Here is a 17,551-nt window from a genome sequence, read left to right on the forward strand (position 1 = left end):
AGTGCACCTGCCACGAGGCACAAGGGTGATGGCACCGAATCCTTAACGTTGGTTTTCGCTGGAAACTACGAGCACCCCCAGCTGCCGCTGACCTGCTCCGCCGCCAACCTCGCCGCCCGCCACGACGCTCCGGGCAGCCATCGGGTGGCACTGGGGCGCGGTGCCAGTCTGCCCTGCGCGACCGGGCCCTGGTCAGCCCATGCGGGTCAGGGCCGAGCGGACGCGGGCCAGGTCACGGCGGCGGCGTTCCAGGGTCATCGCGAGGGCGACGAGCAGCAGCCCGGCGACCGCGAGCGGGATCCACCGCGGCAGCAGATCCCAGGCCAGCACCGCCTCGTGCAGGGCGACCGCGGCCAGGACGCTGCCGCCGGCGACCACCGGCGCCTGCAGGCGGGCGTGTGCGCCGGCCAGCAGGACGGTCAGGGCGCCGAGGCCGAGCAGCAGCCGCCGCAGCGGCTCGCCCTCTCCCGTCAGGACCGAGGCCAGCGTCGGCAGCAGCGCCGCGGCCAGCGCCGGGCCGTACGCGATCCAGCTCGACAGCTCGCCCCGGCCGCGGCGGGCCAGCCAGCCGATGAGCAGCGCGACGGCGGCGGCCGGCAGCGTGTACGCCTCGACGATCGCGACCCGCTCACCCGCGAGCAGCAGCCACCAGGCGCCGAGTTCGGTGAGCACCGCCGCGGTGAAGTGTCCACGCCGGACGGTCGCGGACTCGCCGGGGCGCAGCGCCCGCAGCCCGAGCGCCAGCCCCCAGAACGTGCAGACGGCGGCCGCGTGCCGGATCGACCCGGCGGTGAGCAGCAGCGCGACGAGCGCACCCGCGTGCCCGGCGGCCTGCACCGCGCGGCCCTCGTGCGGCCGGCGCGACGCGAGCGCCGTGCCGAGCGCCAGCAGCACCGCGGCGGTGCCCAGCACCGCGAACGCCGTGGTGTGCAGGGGCAGGCCGGCCGCGCGGCCCGCCGTGAAGCCGAGCGTCAGGGCCGCGGCGGCGGCGCCGAGGCCGCCCAGCAGCCGGGCCGCGAGGTCGCGGCCGGCCACGCTCACCACGGCGGCGGCGACCAGGGCGAGGCCGAGCGCCGCCAGGGTCGCGCCGCGGGTCGGCAGCGATCCGGCGAGGCCCGCGCCGGTGAGCGCGGCACCGGTCACACCCGCGGCGACCCGGGCCGGGCCGAAGAAGGACGGCAGCCCGACCGCGAGCAGGCCGGCCAGGCCGAGGAGCAGGCTCGCGGCCGGCACGGCGGGCCACTGTGCGCCGGCCGCGGCGAGGCCCGCCGGGACCAGCACGGCCAGGAGCGGCGCGACGGCGCAGGCCGCGGTCCGCGGGCCGCGCGCGGCCAGCACCGCGAGCGCGACGGCCACGGCGAACACCCCGAGCGCGGCCACGTCGGCGACCGCAACCGGGCCGGCGCCGGTGCCGTCCGGCACGCCGGTCCACACCCGGGACATCCACTCGTACGGGCGCAGGAGCACGGCGGACAGGCTCGGCGCGGTCGTCGCGAGCAGCACGAGTCCGAGCGGCAGCGCGGCCGCCCGGGCCCAGACGGTCGCCGAGAAGGTCAGCGCGACGAGCAGCAGCCCGATCGCCGCGTACAGCGCGGGCGAGTCGCCCGAGGCGAGCGCCCAGGCGGGCGCCGGCACGGCGCCGAGCAGGACGGCGGCCAGCACGTACGGCCGGTAGCCCCGGGCGGTCAGGTGCAGCGCGCCGGTCAGCAGCGCGACGGCCGCCAGCGCCGCCCGGCTCTGCGCCGGTGCGGCCAGGGACAGCGCGGCCGCGCCGGTCCAGGCCGCCGCGGGCACCGCGAGGAGCCCGACGGTGAGCGCGATTCCGGTGAGCGGCCGCGGTGCACGCCGGGAGGCCACCGCGGTGCCGGCGCCGAGGGCGGCGACCGCGGACAGGGTCGCGCAGGCGACGCCCGGGCTCGCGAGGGCGACCGTCACGGCGTGGACGGTGAGCGCCGCCGCGACCGTGGCGGGCCAGGCCGGCGCCACCCGCAGCGCGCACGCCAGCGCCGCCGCGACGACGATCAGGTCGAGGACCGGCGCGGCCCACCAGTGCATTCCGAGGGCGGCCGGCGCCGAGACGGCGGCCAGCGCGGCGCCGCCGAGCAGCACCTGCGGCTGGAGCATGCGCGGAACCAGCACCACCAGGGCGACGGTGTTCAGCGCGATGACGGCGAGCAGGCGCCAGTCGGCGGCTCCCGCGATCATCGCGGCGGCCAGGAACGGTACCGGCGCGGCGGCGACGACCAGCGCGCCGATCCACGGCCCGCGGCGTACCTGTGCCGGCAGCACCCGGTTCGCCGCCGTCACCAGGACCGCCACCGCCGCGACGACGGCGGCGATCAGCACCGGGGCGAGGAAGCTCCCGCCGGCGACCGCCGCGAAGCGGCCGGCGGCCGGCGCCAGGGCGACAACGAACAGGCCACCGGTGATCGCCTGCGCCGCCCGGGCCCGGGCCAGGACCGCCGCCGCCACCGTCAGCCCGGCGGCGGCGACCAGCGCGGTCGCGGCCGGCGCGGCCTCCACCGTCGTCTCGGCGACGGCCAGCGCGAACAGCGCCGACAGGCCCGCCGAGCCGACCGCGACCGCGCCGAGCGCGTAGGCCGTGACAGCCACCGCGTTCGGCGCCGACCGTCCCAGGTGGATCACCACGAGGTTCATGACGGCGACGCCGGTCAGCACGTACGCCCAGCCCGCCGCGTCCGGCTCGAACGGCGCGGCGAGCAGCGGCAGCACCGGCTGGGCCACGATCAGCGCCGCGAAGCGCGGGCCGATCAGCCCGGTGACGTGCTCGTACCCGGCGGCGACCGCGGCCGTGACGGCGCAGACCGCACCGGCGTACCCGAGCGCCGAGTAGTCCGCGACGCCGAACAGGTTCACGTACCAGGCCGCGTACCCGTCGAGCAGCACCAGCAGCAGCCCGACCGCCGCGAAGGTCTCCGCCGTCGCGCGCAGGTTGCGCCGCAGCGCGAGATGCGGCACCGCCAGGGACACGACGGTGAATCCGGCGAGCAGCAGCGCCCGCCCGCCGACGCCGAACTGCGCCCAGGCGACCGCGGTGAAGACGATCGCCGCGACGCCGAGCAGCAGGCCGCCCAGGAGGAACAGCACGTTCTGCACCAGCCTGGTCGACGCCTCCTTGGTGCGCGGCGCCGCAGCGGGCCGGGCGGCCGGCACGACCACCGGCACGGCCGCCGCCGCCAGCGCCGCGCGAACCCGGGTCGCCGCGTCCTCGCGCGACCGCCAGGCCTGCCGCAGCGCCGCGTCGGCCGCCGAGACCGCCTCGCGGGCGCCGGCGAGCCGGGCGGTGAGCACCGGGATCTCCGCGTCGAGACGGACGACCTCGGCGGCGTCGGTGTCCGGGCCGCGGCCGCAGCCGGGACAGCCGGAGGTCAGGTTCGCCGGAGCATGGCAGTACGGGCACGGATACGAGGTCACGCGACGATAATCGCCGCCCGCGGCGTTCGGCTCCTGAGCCCGCGTACCTAAAACCGGTAGCTGATCAGCGGCCGGTCAGCTCGGCGATCGCGGCCTCCCACTTCTCCAGCCTGGGCTCGACCACGTCCCACGGCCCGGAGGGCAGCCAGTACGAGGCGCGGCGCACGCCCGCGTTCGCGAGCTGTTCGAGGGCCTTCGGCTGGGCCGGCACGCTGAGCACCTGCACCTCGATCGGCCGGTCCGCGCGGGCCTCCAGTTCGGCGATCCGCTCGAAGAGGTCCCGGTCGTGCCACTGCGGGAACCAGCCGTCGCCCCAGGCCAGCACCCGGTCGAGCACGGTGGGGCCGGCGCCGCCGACGAGCACGGGCGGCCAGGGGCCCTGCACCGGCTTGGGCCACGACCAGATCCGGTCGAAGTTCACGAACGGTCCCGAGTAGGAGGCCTCGTCCTGCGTCCAGATCGCCTGCATCGCCTGGACCCGGTCGGTGAGCAGGGCCATTCGGGTACGCGGGTCGGTGCCGTGGTTGGCCATCTCCTCGCGGTTCCAGCCGGCGCCGACGCCGAACTCGAGCCGGCCCCCGGAGAGGTGGTCGACGCTGGCGACCTCGTTGGCGGTGATGATCGGGTCGCGCTCGACGACCAGGCACACGCCGCTGCCGATCCGGATCCGGCTGGTCGCGGCCGCCGCCGCGGTCAGCGCGACGAACAGGTCGTAGCAGTGCGAGTACTTGCTGGGTAGTTCGCGGCTGCCGTCGCCCCAGGGGCTCTCCCGGCTGGCCGGGATGTGGGTGTGCTCGGGGAAGAAGAGGGCGTCCTGTCCGCGCTCCTCGACCAGCCGGGCGAGCGCACCGGGGCCGATGCCGTCATGGGTGGGGAAGTAACCGACACCGAACTCCATGTGACCGATCCTATCGATGCAGAGTCAGAATCAGATCCACCACAAGTGCCGTCCAGCCGGTCTGATGCCAGGCGCCGAGGCCCGCGCCGTCGTCGCCGTTGAAGTACTCGGGGAAGGCGAGCAGGTCCTTCCAGTCCGGATGGTTCTGGAAGATCTCCGTGGCGCCGTACATCGGCCTGCGCCCCCACGAGTCCGGCACGAACAGCGAGATGAGCCGCCGGGACAGGTCGTCGGCGACCGCGCTCAGCGGCATCTTCGTCTGCGAGCCGGTCGGGTACTCCACCATCAGGTCGGGGCCGTAGAACGCCGCGAACTCGCGCAGCGCCTCGATGAGCAGGTAGTTGGTCGGCATCCAGACCGGGCCGCGCCAGTTGGAGTTGCCGCCGAACAGCCCGCTCGTGCTCTCCGCCGGTTCGTAGCCGACCGTGAAATCCGAGCCGCCGAGCGACACCGTGAACGGCTTCTCCCGGTGCGCGCGCGACAGCGTTCTGAGCCCGTACGGGGAAAGGAACTCCTCCGGGTCGAGCATCCGGGCCAGGATCCGCAGCAGCTGGTCCTGGCCGACCATGGAGAGCAGCCGCTGCTGGCGGCCGTCGGTCGCGAGCCGGCGCGCGCTGATCACGTCGGCGTACTCGGGGGCGTTGGCGAGCAGCCAGCGCAGCCGCGCGCCCAGCCCGGGCAGCCGGTTCAGGGTGCCGGCGCTGAGCGTGGTGGTGGCGGCCAGCGGCAGCAGCCCGACGATGGAACGCGCCTTGAGCGGCATCCGGTGCCCGTCGGGCAGGCGCAGCACGTCGTAGAAGAAGCAGTCCTCGTCGTCCCAGAGCCCCTGCCGGTATGCCGCCTCGGCGATGTAGGCGAAGTGCTCGAAGAACTTGGTGACCATGTCCTCGTAGGTGCGGTCGTGCAGGGCGAGGCGGATGGACATGTCGAGCAGGTTGAGCGCGTACATGGCCATCCAGCCGGTGCCGTCGGACTGCTCCAGCACGCCGGCGACGGGCAGCGCCGCGGAGCGGTCGAACGGGCCGACGTTGTCCAGGCCGAGGAAGCCGCCCTCGAAGACGTTGTTGCCGCCGACGTCCTTGCGGTTGACCCACCAGGTGAAGTTCAGCAGCAGCTTGTGCATGATCCGGGCGAGGAAGTCGTGGTCGCGGCCGCCGTCGATCTCGAAGACCCGCAGCGCGGCCCAGGCGTGCACCGGCGGGTTGACGTCGCCGAACGACCACTCGTACGCGGGGATCTGCCCGTTGGGGTGCATGTACCACTCGCGCAGCAACAGCAGCAGCTGCGACTTGGCGAATCCGGGGTCGACGCGGGCGATCGAGACACAGTGGAACGCCAGGTCCCACGCCGCGTACCAGGGGTATTCCCAGGGGTCCGGCATCGAGATGATGTCGAAGCTGTTCATGTGCCACCAGGCGTTGTTGCGCCCGTAGCGCCGGCCCGGGGGCGGCGGCGCGGAGCCGGGGTCGCCGCGCAACCACTGCTTGACGTCGAAGTGGTAGAACTGCTTGCCCCACATCAGCCCGGCGATGCCCTGCCGCACGACGGCGGCCTCCTCGGCGGACGCGGCGGCGGGTACCAGTTCGGCGAAGTAGGCGTCGGCCTCGGCCCGCCGGTCGCGGACCACGGCGGCGAAGCCGTCGCCGAGGTCGAGCGGGTCGGCCGCCTCGTCGGACCGGGCCAGGCGCAGCCGGATCTCCCGGGTCTCCCCCGGGCCCAGCGTCAGCTCGTAGTGCAGCGCGCCCTTGGTGCCGACGCCGGCCGGGTTGACGGTCGGCGCGCCGGCCACGAGGTGGTCGTTGATGCCGTCCTTGGGGTACGTGCTGGTGCCGGGCAGGCCCCAGAGCCGCTGCGCGTTCGTCTCGTTGTCGCACATCAGCGCCGGCGGCGCGCCCTCGCCCTCCAGCGTGATGTGGCCGAGGCCGCGGTGCTGCCCGGCGAGCCGCCCGGGTCCGCCGAGGATGGTCGGGACCCGGCGGTTCGGCAGCCCCCACGACCAGGTGTTGCGGAACCACAGCGACGGCAGCACGTGCAGCGTCTCCGCCTCGGGGCCGCGGTTGGAGACGGTCACCACGATGCACATGTCGTCGACGCCGGCCTTGGCGTAGTCGACGGTGACGGCCCAGAACCGGTCCTCGTCGAAGACGCCGGTGTCGATCAGCTCGAACTCGGGGTCCTCCCGCGACCGGTGCCCGTTGACCCGGACCAGCTCGTCGTAGGGGAAGGCGGCCTGCGGATAGTGGTAGCGCCAGCTCATCCACGAGTGGGTCGGCGTCGAGTCCTGGTACCACCAGTAGTCCTTGGCGTCCTCGCCGTGGTTGCCGCCGTCGCCGCCGAGGCCGAACATCCGCTCCTTGAGGATCGGATCCTGGCCGTTCCACAGCGCCAGGGCGAAACAGAACGTCTGCCGGTCGTCGCAGACTCCGGCCATGCCGTCGTCGTTCCACCGGTACGCCCGGGAGCGCGCGTGGTCGTGCGGGAAGTAGTCCCAGGCGGTGCCGTGCTCGCTGTAGTCCTCCCGGACAGTGCCCCACGCCCGCTCGGCGAGGTAGGGGCCCCAGGCACGCCACGGCTGCTCGCCGGAGTCGGCCTGCGCCAGCCGCTCACGCTCCGCCACGCCGCCGCACACCCCCTATCCGCCCCGGGAACCCCGACATTGTTACTGACAGGTGTTACGAACACTAACGGACCGCGTGCCGAAGTTTGGGCGCTCCGGGGACCGTGCGAGGGTTCCACCCGTGACATGGACCGAGGCCCTGCTGAGCATCGCGGCCGGATTGATCATTTCGGTGGTCACCACCCCGGTCGGCGTCTCCGGCGCGGTGTTCCTGCTCCCGGTCCAGCTCAGCGTGCTCGCGGTACCCAATCCTGCGGTGACGCCGACGAATCTGCTGTTCAACGTCGTCTCCGGCCCGGGTGCCCTGCTGCGGTACGGCCGGCGCGGCGGCCTCGCCGGCCCGCTGACCCGGCTGCTGCTGGTCGGCACCCTGCCGGGCGTGGTCGTCGGCGCGGTGGTGCGGGTCTTCGTCGTGCCCGGCCCGGACGTGTTCCGGCTCATCGTCAGCGTCCTGCTGCTGCCCCTCGGCGTGTGGCTCTGCCTGCGCCCGCCGGTGCCGCAGCCCCGTACCCCCGCGATGTCCCGCCGCGGGATCACCGCGCTGGCGCTGGGCGTCGGGGTGGTCGGCGGCGTCTACGGCATCGGCGGCGGATCCATCATCGGTCCCGTCCTGGCCGGCCGGGGCATGCCGATGGCGGTGGTCGCGCCCGCGGCGCTGGCCACGACCTTCGTCACCTCCGTCGCCGGCGCGGCGGCCTTCGCGGTGCTCGCGCTGACCGGGCGCGGCGACATCGCGCCGGACTGGGGCGTCGGGATCCTGTGCGGGGCCGGCGGGCTCGTCGGCGGCTACCTGGGCGCCCGCCTGCAACCCCGGCTGCCCGAGCGCGCGCTGCGGCTGGTGCTCGGCGGGCTGGCCATCGCGCTGGCCGTGCTCTACACCGGCCAGGCCGTGCTGCGGTCGAGCTGAGGTTCGTCATGAGCCGAGGACCCGGGTCGGTCATCGGCCGGCCTCCCATCCGCGGGTCAGGCGGGCCGCGGGGTACGGCCCGTACCGGCGGTCAGCGGGCGGGTGTCCGACGAGGTACCGCGGGCCGCCGGGATCGTCCTCGATATCGGTGACCACGGCGTGACTGTGGACGGTGAGCTCGACGGGATCGAAGTTCGCGGTCTGCACCGTGACCCGGTCGCCGACCGCAAGGGTGCCCACCGCCCCGGCCTCATGTCGATCTCGCATCGCTCACGCCTCCCTCGATCTCGCGGCCCAACCACTCGCCGCCTCGTGGTGTAGCGTCGCGAGAGCGCACTGTGATCAGTAGCACTCTGGGGTTTTCAGGCGTTTTCAAAAGGTGGTCGGATGGACGACCTGAGAGCGAGACTTCGCGAGGCCAGAGAGGCCGAAGGAAAGAAGGCGTCCGCGGTGGCGGCGCGGGCACACATCAGCGCAGCGCACCTGAGCAACATCGAGGCATGTCGGCGCAGCCTCACCGACACGGTCCTTCTCGCCTATGCCCAGGTGCTCGGGGAGGACTGCATGCAACGTCGAGGTCTGATACTCGGCGCCATCGGTGCGGGAGTGCTGGGGCCCGTCGCCGCGCGCGAGCTGATACGCGGCGGTTTCACAGCGGCCCTGGCGAAGCGCGGCGCCGAAGACGAATGGCGAGCCCAGGTCATCCAATATGGCCGGGACTACATGGAGATCGGCGCGGCGGCGCTCCAGGACCGGCTCGCCACCGACCTCGTGCTGGTTCAGCAGCAGCTCAACTCCCCCGGCATGTGGGCGTCGGCCGCACGGCTGCTCACCACCTACGGCAAGACCACCGGCGACCCGGTCGAGGCCCTGCGCTGGTACCGGATCGCCGCGGCGGCCGCCGACCGGTCCGAAGATCTCGGCGTACGGGTCTGGGTCCGCGGACGCGCCGCGATCGCCCTCGCGTACGAGGGTGCGGCTCTTGCCACGGCGGAGCGGCTCGCCGACCAGGCGATCGGCCTTTCCGACCGGCCGTCACTCGGACGGCTGAACTCGCTGGTCGCCCGCGCCCACGTCGCCGCCGGTCGCGGCGACCACCGTGGGGCCGTGGCCGCGGATTCCGAGGCGAGGCGGGTATTCGATCGGGTCGCGTCGCCCGACGGCGAGATCTCCGACTTCGCGGTTCCGCCGTGGCGCATGGCGACCTTCCGGTCGATGCTGTGGGCCCGGCTCGGCGACGTCCGCCGGGGCGAGCAGGCCCAGGCCGAGGCCGACGGCGGGCGACCGGCGGAGCTGACCCGGTTCGCCACACATATCGAGCTGCACCGCGGCCTGATGTTGGCGCACGCCGGCGACAAATCCGGCGGTCTGGAGTACGCGAGGGCGGCGATGGACGCCCTACCGGCCGAGCGGCGGTCGCAGACGCTGCGGCTGGTGCTCGACGAGGTTGCGCGTGCCGTTGCCTGAGCACAGGTGGGGCGGCTGCGTGACCAGGTTGGTTAGGGTCGCGGCGTGCCTGCATCTGACTATGTGAAGAACCTGCGCGCCAAGGTCGGCCAAGACGTGATCATGTTCCCGACCGTCAGCGCGATCGTCCTCAACGACCGCGGGGAGGTCCTGCTCGGCCAGCGCAGCGACAACCGGCAGTGGTCGGTCATCGCCGGCATGATGGACCCCGGCGAGCAGCCCGCGGACGCGCTGGTGCGCGAGGTTCTCGAGGAGACCGGCGTCGAGGTGAAGATCGAACGCGTGGCCGGCGTCGCCCTGCACCAGGTGGTCTACCCGAACGGCGACCACTGCCACATGGTCAACACCTGGTTCCGCTGCCGCGCGGTCGGCGGCGAGGCGCGGGTCAACGACTCCGAGTCGATCGCGGTGGGCTGGTTCGCGCCCGACGCGCTGCCGGAGATGAGCCCGTTCGCCATGGTCCGGATCCGCACCTCGCTGGAGGAGGACGCCCCGGCCTGGTTCGCCCGGCCCGGCGAGGGCGAGATCGCCGGCCGTCAGCCCTGATCAGGCCAGCCAGCCGGGACGGATCAGGCCCGCCTCGTACGCGTAGACCACGAGCTGGGCCCGGTCCCGGGCACCGAGCTTGACCATCGTGCGGCTGACGTGTGTCTTCGCCGTCGCCGGGCTGATCATGAGGCGGCCCGCGATCTCGTCGTTGGACAGGCCCTCGCCGACCAGGACCATCACCTCGCGTTCGCGCTCGGTGAGCTGCGCCAGCCGCTGCTCGGCCTCCTCCGGCGGCAGCGCGGGACGGCCGCGCCCGCCCGGGGTGGCGAACTCGCCGATGACCCGGCGGGTGACGCTCGGCGACAGCAGGGCGTCACCGGCCGCGACCGCGCGCACGCCGCGCAGCAGCTCGACCGGCTCGGTGTCCTTGACCAGGAAGCCGGATGCGCCGGTGCGCAGCGCCTCGAAGACGTACTCGTCCAGCTCGAACGTGGTGAGGATGACGACCCGGGTGCCGGCCAGCGCCGGATCCGCGGCGATGCGGCGGGTCGCCTCGAGGCCGTCCACGCCGGGCATGCGGATGTCCATCAGCACCACGTCGGGCCGCGTCTGCGCGGCAAGGCGCACCGCCTCGAGGCCGTCGCCCGCCTCCGCGACCACCTCGATGTCGGGCTCGGCGTTGAGCAGCGCCCGGAAGCCGGCCCGGACCAGGACCTGATCGTCGGCGAGCAGGACCGTGATCATGGATTCTCCCCTGTCGCTGTCGGCAGCACCGCCGAGACCAGGTAGCCGCCCTCCGGCGGCGGGCCCGCCGCCAGGGTGCCGCCGAGGCTGGCCGCGCGGGCCCGCATCCCGGCGATGCCGCTACCGCCGCCGCCGTCCGGCGGCTCCTTCGCCGCCGGGCCGTCGTTGCGGATCGACAGGCGCAGCTCGTTCTCCGCGTAGGTGACCGCGACCGTCGCGGCCGCGCCGGCGGCCGCGTGCCGGCGGACGTTGGTCAACGCCTCCTGGACGATCCGGTACGCCGCCCGGTCCACCTCCGCGGGCAGGTCGCGCCGCTCCCCCACGGTCGTCGTGGTCACCGGCAGGCCCGCGTCGGCGGTGAGATCGGTGAGCCGGCCCAGGCCCGGCGCGGGCTGGCGCGGCGCGGCCTCCTCCTCGGGGCGCAGCACGCCGAGCACCGCCCGGACCTCCCGCAGCGCCTCGGAGCTCGCCGTCTTGATCGCCGCGAGGGCCTCGCGGGCCTGCTCGGGGCGGTTGTCCATCAGGTGGAGCCCGACCCCGGCCTGCACGTTGATCAGCGACAGGTGGTGGCCGAGCACGTCGTGCAGCTCGCGGGCGATGCGCAGCCGTTCGTCGGAGGCCTGGCGGCGTTCCTGCTCCTCCCGGGCCCGGGCCCGTTCGGCCCTTGCCTGGGTCATCTCGGCCAGATAGATCGCCCGGGCCCGGGCGGCGCTGCCGAGGAAGACCGTCAGCGCGAGACCCAGGCCGATCAGCACGGCGTCGCGCAGGTCGGGACGGGCCGCGGCCGGCAGCCCGAGCGCACCGGCGCAGAACCAGGTCACGGTCAGGTAGGCCAGGTAGCCCGCCGCGGCGACCACCACCGCGTCCCGGCGCCGGCCCGCCTTGACCGCGCCGAAGAGGGCGATGACGGGTGCGACGGCGTAGCTCCACGACGGCGTCGAGAGTGCGGCGAAGCCGATCGTGGCCGCGCCGCTGACGGCGAGGACGGCGATCGGGGCGCGCCCGCGCCAGGCCAGCGCGAGCGGGCCGATCAGCAGCAGCGCGCACGCGACGACGTCGGCCGGGCGGGACAGGGCGGCCGCCTGCGACCAGTTGCCGAACACGTGGAAGCAGAGCGCCGCGACGACCGCGCCGGGCCAGTGCGGCTGCCGTGGCCGCCGGCCCAGGCCGCCGGAGCGGCCGGACGATCGGAAACGGCCACCGCCCCGTCCCGGCGACCACGCCGGACCGTGCGCGCCGGCGTGCGCCTCGATCTCGTCGGACCCCGCGGTCGGGGCAGCACCGCCGGCCCGGCGGCCGGGTCGATCCGGTCGCCGGGGCGGGTACCGCCGGCCCGGGTTTCGCACGTCTTCGAACCTACGGCACCGCCGTTCGCCCGGGCATCCGCACAACGACGACGAGGCGCTGCGCCCCGGGTGGTACGGGCGTGCCCGGCGTACTCCCCCGGTGGTACCCCGCGGGCGGGCGGCTGCGCCGCGGGCCGCGTACCGGATGCTCCGCCGGGGCGACGCGGCCCGGCGGCGAACCGGCCACGCTGTTAAGCAGATCCCGCCACTCCTGGAGGTCACCGTGCATCCCACCGACGCCACCTGGTCCGGACCGAACCGGCTCCGTACCTCCGACACCGAGCGCGAGCAGGTCGCCGAGATCCTGCGGGCCGCGATGGCCGAGGGCCGGCTCACCCTGGAGGAGGGTGAGGAGCGGCTCGGCCAGGTGTACGCGGCGAAGTTCCGCGACGAACTGGCCCCGCTCACCGCCGATCTGCCGGACAACGGCCGCCGGGCGCTGGCCGAGACGCCGCAGGCCCGGGCCGCGACACGCCGGGGCGTGCGCAGGCACGCCAGTTTCGTCGCCGCCGCGGCCGTCCTGCTGACCGGGCTGTGGCTGCTCTCCGGCGCGCACTTCTTCTGGCCGGCGATTCCGCTCGTGTTCCTGGTCATCGGCCTGATGCGACACATCCGGTACGGCGAATTCCACCATCGCCACTACCACCACCACCGGGTCGCGCCGTGGAACGCGCCGAACTACCGGTGATCATCAACACTCCACAGTAGCCGTGGCGGTCGTTGAACGCCCCTCCCCGCTCTGCGAGAGTTGCCCGGTTTACCCCCGGCCGCTGTCGCGTACGGGGGACCTCGGGGAGGGGTGTCACGATGATGGGTCCGTCGCACGCGCTGTCCGGCGCGGCCGTATGGCTGGCCGGCAGCTGGGCCCTGGACCACTTCGCCGGGTACGAGCAGTCGCCGCTGGCCGTCGCCGTCGGCACGGCCGTCTGCGCGGGCGGCGCGCTGCTGCCGGACCTCGACCTGTCGGGCAAGGTGACCCGCAACCAGGGCGGCGCGACGGTCGCCCGGACCTTCGGCGTGTTCTCCCTGTTCGTGGCCGAGGTGATCGAGAAGATCTCGCTGGGTGTCTACACGGCGACCAAGCTCAGCAAGGACCCGCGCCGCAACAACGGGCACCGCACGTTCACGCACACGCTGCCGTTCGCGGGGCTGGTCGGCTGGGGCACCACGACGCTGTGCGCGAACTACGGCCGATGGGCCGTGGTCGCCGTCGTCTTCCTCATGGCCGGCCTGGCGCTGCGCGGGCTGTTCGACGAGTGGGCGGAGCGGGCCGGCTGGCTGATCGTGACGCTGGCGTCGGGTGCGATCGCGTGGTTCACCGCGGCGCACCTGCCGGGCGACCGCGGCTACCCGATGCTGGGGTTCGCGGTGGGGGTCGGCTGCGTCGTACACCTGCTCGGCGACATGATCACCAAGAACGGCGTGCCGATCCTGTGGCCCATTCCGATCGGCCGCCGGATGTGGCGGATGGTCGGCATCCCGAACGGGATGGCGGTCAAGGTCGGCGGCAAGGGCGAGGTGCTCGTGCTGCGCACGGTGTTCACCCTGGTGGCACTGCTGTCGATCTTCGGGATGTTCGCGCCGCACCTGCTGAACCAGCTCGACCTGGACACCTGGGCCGACGGCTGAGCTCCAGGCGCTCAGCCGGTGGTGGTGTGTGACGGGACGCCGCCCGCGCAGGTGACAGTCATCCGCACCCGCTCGTTGCCGTGCCGGAACACCGCGACCGCCGCGCTCGCCGGCCCCGCCTCGACCTCGTCCACCTTGTAGGGCTTGGTGGCCGTCCAGGACAGCAGCTGGGCGGTGCCGGCGGCCTGGCAGACGGCGCGCACCGAACCGCCCTCCGACGTGAGCGTGCGTTCCTGCGGCGCCGGCGTCGTGGCCTCGGGCTCCGGGCTGGGCGTCGCGCCGGTCGTCGCGGCCGCCGGAGCCGTCGTCGTCAGCGTGGGTATGCCGTTCGCCGGGTTCTGTGCGGCCGGCGCGACCGTGCCGGGTGCGACCGCGCCGGGCGTGGCCGCGCCGGGGGTCGCCGCGCCGGGGGTGGCCGGCGCCTTCCCCCCGCTCGTGGCCGACGGCGCCGCCGCGGCCGGGACCGACCGGCCGGCGGCGGGCGCACCGGCGGCGGATTCGGGCGCCGCCCGGTCGTCGCCGGCGACCAGCCACCAGAGCCCGGCGGCGACCGCCGCGAGCAGCACGAACGCGAAAGGCAGGACACCCCGGCGGCGGTGCACCGGCTTGCGGACCTCGCCGGCGTCCGGCGGGGCCGGCGGGGCCGTCACGGCGGGCTCCGGGGGCTCCGAGGGCTCCGCTTTCGGGCGGATCAGGACCGAAGGGTCGTCGTCCTCCTGCCACGGTCCCGCCTGCGGCTGCGGGGGGATGTCGTCGACGACGCGCAGCCCCGCGCCCTGTGCCAGCAGCGCCGCGGCCTCGCGGGCGCTCGGCCGTTCGGTGGGGTCCTTGACCAGGCACCGGTTGCACAGCGCGATGATGTAGCCAGGCACACCGGGCTGCGGCGTCAGCGGCTCCGGATCGATGTAGATGTGCGCGGTCAGCATCTGCGTCGTGGTGTCGGCGCTCCACGGCGAGTGCCCCGAGAGCATCCGGTACAGCAGCACGCCGAGCGCGTAGACGTCCGAGGCCGGTTCGACCGCGTCGTCGATCAGCCGCTCGGGCGCGAGGTAGGCCGGCGTGCCGAGCACCTCGAAGTCCGGGTCGCCGGTGCCGCCGGGATCGATGGCGGCGGCGATGCCGAAGTCCACCACCTTGGCGCCGGTCGGCGTGACCATGACGTTGGCCGGCTTGATGTCGCGGTGCACCAGCCCGTCGGCGTGCGCCGTGGCCAGCGCCGCCGCGACCTCGGCGGCCACCCGCATCGCGAACCGCGGCGGCAGCTCACCGGCCGTCATCCGCTCCTGGAGGGTCCCGCCGCGGACGAGCTCCATGACCACGTACGGCACCTGGCCGAAGTAGGCGTCGGCCTCGCCGTAGTCGTGGACCTGGGCGATGTTGGGGTGCGACAGCGCGGCGGCGGCCCGGGCCTCTTCATGGATCCGCCGCCTGGAGTCGGGGTCGCCGGCATGCCGGGCGTTCAGCAGCTTGACCGCGACCTCCCGGCCCAGCACCTGGTCATGGGCCCGCCACACGACCGCCATGCCGCCGGCGCCGAGCTGATCCCGCAGCACGTACCGGCCGCCGAGTACAGGAGTCGCATCCATCCGCGCCAGTCTGCCGGTATCGACCCCGGTGCGCACCCCCTGGGCGCCTGCCAGTCACATCGCGTCGGCGTAGCACTCCACGATCGACACGTCCAGGGGGAAGCGGACCGAGGTCGCGCCGAACAGCAGCTCGCCCGCGCGCGCCGCGCTCTCCCGGACCGCCTGCGCCACCCCCTCCGCCTCCTGCTCCGGGCAGTGCACCCCCACCTCGTCGTGCACGAACAGCACCAGCTCCGCCCGGGTGCCCCGCAGCGCCGTCCGCAGCGTCGCGAGCAGGACCAGCGCCCACTCCGCCGCCGTCGCCTGGATCACGAAGTTGCGGGTGAAGCGGCCCCGGGCCCGGCCCGGCGCACCGCCCTGCGGCTCCCCCGATCCGGACTCCTCGGGCGGGTCGAGGCCCGCGTCGCGCCAGGCCGTCGACGCCGGCGGGCAGGTGCGGCCCAGCCACGAGCGCACCAGCCCACCGGCCTCGCCGGTCCGGGCCGCCGCCTCCACGTACTCGAAGGCGGTCGGGTAGCTCTGCCGCAGCACCGCCAGCGCCGGGATCGCGGCGCCGCCGGTCTGCCCGTACATCGCGCCGAGCAGGGCGACCTTGGCCTTGGCCCGGTCGCCGCCGAACGAGTCGGTCGCCAGCGCCGCGTAGAGGTCCCCGGCGGCGCCGGCGCGGGCCAGCCGGGCGTCGCCCGAGACCGCGGCCAGCACGCGTGGCTCGAGCTGGCCCGCGTCCGCGATCACGAAGCGCCAGCCCGGGTCGGCCACCACCGCCCGGCGGACCACCTTCGGCACCTGGAGGGCGCCGCCGCCGCGGGTGGCCCAGCGGCCCGAGACCACGCCGCCGGGCACATACTCCGGGCGGAAGCGGCCCTCGCTGACCCAGGCGTCGCGCCAGGCCCAGCCGTGCGCCGTCCAGATGCGGTAGAGCTCCTTGTATTCCAGCAGGGGCTTGACGGCGGGGTGCTCGACGTTGCGCAGGACCCAGGCGCGGGTGTTGGGCACGTCGATGCCCGCGCGGGCGAACGCGCGCAGCACCTCGGCCGGCGAGTCGGGGTGCAGGCCGTGCATGCCGAACGCCGCGTTGACCTCGCCGGCCAGCTCGGCCAGCCGGCGCGGCGGGCCGACCGGCTGCGGCGGGCCAAGCAGCTCGCGCAGCAGCCGGTCGTGGATCTCCGCGCTCCAGGGCAGCCCGGCGTGGCCCATCTCGGCGCCGACCAGGGCGCCGGCGGACTCGGCGGCCACCAGCAGGCCGAACCGCCCCGGGCTGCCGGTGGCGCGGATGCGCGCGTGCTGGTCGGCGAAGACCCCGGACAGCGCCTCGAGGACCACCGAGCCGGAGGCCGTCGGCGGGCCGGTCATGGCCTCGAAGAGCGCGGCCTGCGCGAAGCCCGGCGGGTCCGGCTGGCGCGGCGGCGGGTCGGCCGGCACCGGGGCGCCGGTCAGCCGGGCCCAGGCGGCGGGCAGGGCGCGCGGCTCGCCCCAGCGGCCCGCGTGGCCGAGCAGCAGCGCCTCGGTCAGCTCGATGTCGTGGCAGCGGCCGACCCGCACGCCGCCGCGCAGCAGCGCCGGGTAGCCCTCGGTCGTCGCCGCCCAGATCCAGCGGGGCTGCTCGGCGGCCTCGCGGGCCGCGATGGCCGCCGGGAGATCGGGGACGCGCTGCGGCTCCCCGGCCGGGCGCCCGTCGGGCAGCAGCTCCTGCCAGCGGCCGGAGCCGTGCCAGCTACCGTCGTCGGACACCACAGCTACCAGCACGAGGTCATTCTGCCGCCCGGGTACGACACTCAGCGGCCGAGCAGGCCTTCCAGCAGCTCCAGCGACTTCTCGATGTCGATCCGCGGGTCGAGCAGCCACTGCGTCTGCAACCCGTCGGAGGCGGCGATGATCAGCGCGGCGGCGGCCTCCGGTGCGATGTCCGGGCGGATCCGGCCCGCGGCCTGCTCCGCCTCCACGCGCTCGGCGAGGAACCGGCGCAGCAGCGCGAACCGCTCGCCGAAGAACGCCCGGGACAGCTCGTTACCCTCCTCCAGCGCGCCGGCCACCAGCGTCGAATACAGCTGCACCAGGCCCGGGACGCCGTGATTGCGGCGCGCGGCGTGGGTCATGATGCCGACCACCGAGACGCCCGCGGGCGGCCGGTCCTCGACGATCGAGCGCTCTTCCGCGGCCCGGTACACCTCGATCAGCAGCTCCTCGCGCGACGAGAAGTAGTGCTTGAGCGCCGCGTGCGACACCCCGATCGCCTCTCCGATCGCCCGCAGGGACGTGCCCTCGGCGCCCCGCTCGGCGAAGACCTCGATCGCGCGGTCGAGGATCTCGCGCCGCCGGCGGACACCCTTTTCGTACGCGCCGCGGCGGGGCGGCGTCCCCTGGGCGTCATCCATCGGCCCATCCTAGGGTCGCCAAAACTTCCGCGCGGAGGTTTTCGTTGTTACGGTGCTG

General features: G+C 74.6%; 14 protein-coding genes. 5 read left to right on the forward strand and 9 right to left on the reverse strand.

What is annotated here, in order from left to right; genetic code table 11:
* Positions 1-192: 192 nt before the first annotated feature.
* From BJ971_RS28795 to BJ971_RS28805, 3 genes are all read right to left on the reverse strand, one after another.
* Positions 193-3,435, reverse strand: a complete 3,243-nt coding sequence (locus tag BJ971_RS28795; RefSeq protein ID WP_184996312.1) for an SCO7613 C-terminal domain-containing membrane protein — start codon at positions 3,433-3,435, stop codon at positions 193-195.
* Between the two features lie 64 nt (positions 3,436-3,499).
* Positions 3,500-4,333, reverse strand: coding sequence for an LLM class F420-dependent oxidoreductase (locus BJ971_RS28800; protein WP_184996313.1), 834 nt, complete (start codon positions 4,331-4,333; stop codon positions 3,500-3,502).
* A gap of 10 nt (positions 4,334-4,343) precedes the next feature.
* Positions 4,344-6,950, reverse strand: a complete 2,607-nt coding sequence (locus BJ971_RS28805; RefSeq protein WP_239087496.1) for an MGH1-like glycoside hydrolase domain-containing protein — start codon at positions 6,948-6,950, stop codon at positions 4,344-4,346.
* Between the two features lie 121 nt (positions 6,951-7,071).
* On the opposite strand from BJ971_RS28805, the gene BJ971_RS28810 reads away from it, so the two are divergent.
* A complete protein-coding gene (locus BJ971_RS28810; protein ID WP_184996315.1) occupies positions 7,072-7,857 on the forward strand; it encodes a sulfite exporter TauE/SafE family protein in 786 nt (261 codons plus the stop codon).
* 30 nt (positions 7,858-7,887) lie between these two features.
* Here BJ971_RS28810 and BJ971_RS28815 read toward each other — a convergent pair whose 3' ends face one another.
* Entirely contained in the window at positions 7,888-8,124 is a 237-nt protein-coding gene (locus BJ971_RS28815; protein ID WP_184996316.1) for a hypothetical protein, read from the reverse strand.
* A gap of 120 nt (positions 8,125-8,244) precedes the next feature.
* Between BJ971_RS28815 and BJ971_RS28820 the strand changes: the two genes are divergently transcribed.
* Positions 8,245-9,324, forward strand: a complete 1,080-nt coding sequence (locus tag BJ971_RS28820) for a helix-turn-helix domain-containing protein (protein ID WP_184996317.1) — start codon at positions 8,245-8,247, stop codon at positions 9,322-9,324.
* A gap of 45 nt (positions 9,325-9,369) precedes the next feature.
* Positions 9,370-9,870 (forward strand): NUDIX hydrolase, encoded by a 501-nt coding sequence (locus tag BJ971_RS28825; RefSeq protein ID WP_184996318.1) that lies wholly within the window; start codon positions 9,370-9,372, stop codon positions 9,868-9,870.
* Here the strand turns inward: BJ971_RS28825 and BJ971_RS28830 are convergent, their stop codons facing one another.
* Both BJ971_RS28830 and BJ971_RS28835 read right to left on the reverse strand, forming a co-directional pair.
* The gene (locus BJ971_RS28830) at positions 9,871-10,557 is read right to left on the reverse strand and encodes a response regulator (protein WP_184996319.1); all 687 of its coding nucleotides are present in this window, start codon (positions 10,555-10,557) and stop codon (positions 9,871-9,873) included. It lies immediately after the preceding gene.
* Complete coding sequence (locus BJ971_RS28835) at positions 10,554-11,903, reverse strand: sensor histidine kinase (RefSeq protein ID WP_239087497.1); 1,350 nt, start codon at positions 11,901-11,903, stop codon at positions 10,554-10,556. Before BJ971_RS28835 ends, BJ971_RS28830 begins: the two co-directional genes overlap by 4 nt.
* Positions 11,904-12,126: 223 nt before the next feature.
* Here BJ971_RS28835 and BJ971_RS28840 point away from each other — a divergent pair, with 223 nt between their 5' ends.
* A complete protein-coding gene (locus BJ971_RS28840; protein ID WP_239087498.1) occupies positions 12,127-12,591 on the forward strand; it encodes a DUF1707 SHOCT-like domain-containing protein in 465 nt (154 codons plus the stop codon).
* A 119-nt stretch (positions 12,592-12,710) separates the two neighbouring features.
* Positions 12,711-13,532 (forward strand): metal-dependent hydrolase, encoded by an 822-nt coding sequence (locus BJ971_RS28845; RefSeq protein ID WP_184996320.1) that lies wholly within the window; start codon positions 12,711-12,713, stop codon positions 13,530-13,532.
* Between the two features lie 11 nt (positions 13,533-13,543).
* Here BJ971_RS28845 and BJ971_RS28850 read toward each other — a convergent pair whose 3' ends face one another.
* The 3 genes from BJ971_RS28850 to BJ971_RS28860 are packed head-to-tail and all read right to left on the reverse strand — an operon-like array spanning position 13,544 to position 17,493.
* Complete coding sequence (locus BJ971_RS28850) at positions 13,544-15,118, reverse strand: serine/threonine-protein kinase (RefSeq protein WP_184996321.1); 1,575 nt, start codon at positions 15,116-15,118, stop codon at positions 13,544-13,546.
* 54 nt (positions 15,119-15,172) lie between these two features.
* Complete coding sequence (locus tag BJ971_RS28855) at positions 15,173-16,864, reverse strand: bifunctional 3'-5' exonuclease/DNA polymerase (protein WP_184996322.1); 1,692 nt, start codon at positions 16,862-16,864, stop codon at positions 15,173-15,175.
* A gap of 29 nt (positions 16,865-16,893) precedes the next feature.
* Positions 16,894-17,493 (reverse strand): TetR/AcrR family transcriptional regulator, encoded by a 600-nt coding sequence (locus BJ971_RS28860; protein ID WP_184996323.1) that lies wholly within the window; start codon positions 17,491-17,493, stop codon positions 16,894-16,896.
* Between the last annotated feature and the right edge of the window lie 58 nt (positions 17,494-17,551).

Origin of the sequence: Amorphoplanes digitatis (genome assembly GCF_014205335.1) — a bacterium.
GTDB lineage: Bacteria > Actinomycetota > Actinomycetes > Mycobacteriales > Micromonosporaceae > Actinoplanes > Actinoplanes digitatus.

What these genes read in the sequence shown, in the direction of transcription:
- BJ971_RS28845 (WP_184996320.1), top strand. Translation starts at nt 12,711, where the DNA reads ATGATGGGTCCGTCGCACGCGCTGTCCGGCGCGGCCGTATGGCTGGCC.
- BJ971_RS28820 (WP_184996317.1), top strand. Translation starts at nt 8,245, where the DNA reads ATGGACGACCTGAGAGCGAGACTTCGCGAGGCCAGAGAGGCCGAAGGA.
- BJ971_RS28815 (WP_184996316.1), bottom strand. Translation starts at nt 8,124, where the DNA reads ATGCGAGATCGACATGAGGCCGGGGCGGTGGGCACCCTTGCGGTCGGC.
- BJ971_RS28800 (WP_184996313.1), bottom strand. Translation starts at nt 4,333, where the DNA reads ATGGAGTTCGGTGTCGGTTACTTCCCCACCCATGACGGCATCGGCCCC.
- BJ971_RS28830 (WP_184996319.1), bottom strand. Translation starts at nt 10,557, where the DNA reads ATGATCACGGTCCTGCTCGCCGACGATCAGGTCCTGGTCCGGGCCGGC.
- BJ971_RS28860 (WP_184996323.1), bottom strand. Translation starts at nt 17,493, where the DNA reads ATGGATGACGCCCAGGGGACGCCGCCCCGCCGCGGCGCGTACGAAAAG.
- BJ971_RS28850 (WP_184996321.1), bottom strand. Translation starts at nt 15,118, where the DNA reads ATGGATGCGACTCCTGTACTCGGCGGCCGGTACGTGCTGCGGGATCAG.